This window comes from Brevibacillus halotolerans (assembly GCF_026891775.1).
Taxonomy (GTDB): Bacteria; Bacillota; Bacilli; order Brevibacillales; family Brevibacillaceae; genus Brevibacillus_B; species Brevibacillus_B halotolerans.
In genome coordinates, this window is sequence record NZ_JAPTNK010000044.1 from 1 (window position 1) to 795 (window position 795).

Genomic DNA, 795 nt, shown 5'->3' on the forward strand with positions numbered 1-795 from the left:
ATCCTGATAAATTTCAATCATTCTCTTTGTAATCAGTTGGTTCTCTTTATGACGTGGAGAGTGCTCTTTCTTTTGGAATTGATAGTATGTACTTCTGGAAAGATTGAGTACCTCACACATAGTCTGTGGATTTGAGTCAATATCTTGGACACAATTAAGTTAAGTACTAGGATGCTTTTCTTTGCAAGTCTTCTACTTCTTGAGGTGTTTTGTATCCTAGACTACCATGTATTCGGGTTCGGTTATACCAACCTTCTATATATGTAAAAAGCGCAAGCTTTGCAGATTCATAATCAATGTAAGTCACATGGTTTACTTCTTCTTTCTTCAGAATGGCATGGAACGATTCGATACAGGCATTGTCATAGGGACAGCCCTTTCTGCTAAATGAGTGAACAATGTGAAGTTGCTTAACATATTGCGTGAAATCCTTGCTTGTATATTGGGCACCTAAATCAGTATGAAGTACCAAATCCCTTGCGGGTTTTTGAGTATCATAGGCGTTTTTTAATGCATGCAAAACTACATCCACTGTCATATGACGTGAAAAAGAGTACCCTATGATTTTTTAGAATGTAGATCAAGAACGGATGCCAAATAACACCAACCATCCCGAAGAGTATGAATATACGTAATATCTGCTACCCATTTCTCGTTAATAGATGTTGGAGAGGAGTAAATTCTTTGATCCATTTGTAAATAGTGACTTCTGAAATACCATATTCGCTAGATAATTCCTTTACAGAGTAACCAGAGTGATAAAGATCTACCACTGTTCTTTTAAAATCTTCATTG

At 36.4% G+C, this 795-nt stretch carries 1 protein-coding gene and 1 pseudogene; both read right to left on the reverse strand.

The window, feature by feature from the left end; all coding sequences use genetic code 11:
- Positions 1 to 166 precede the first annotated feature (166 nt).
- Positions 167 to 672, reverse strand: a pseudogene (locus tag O0550_RS23995) (IS3 family transposase); the annotation flags it as partial.
- On the reverse strand, positions 642 to 795 hold a 154-nt coding region (locus tag O0550_RS24830), incomplete at its 5' end, for a helix-turn-helix domain-containing protein (RefSeq protein ID WP_396125784.1). The pseudogene O0550_RS23995 and the gene O0550_RS24830, both read right to left, overlap by 31 nt.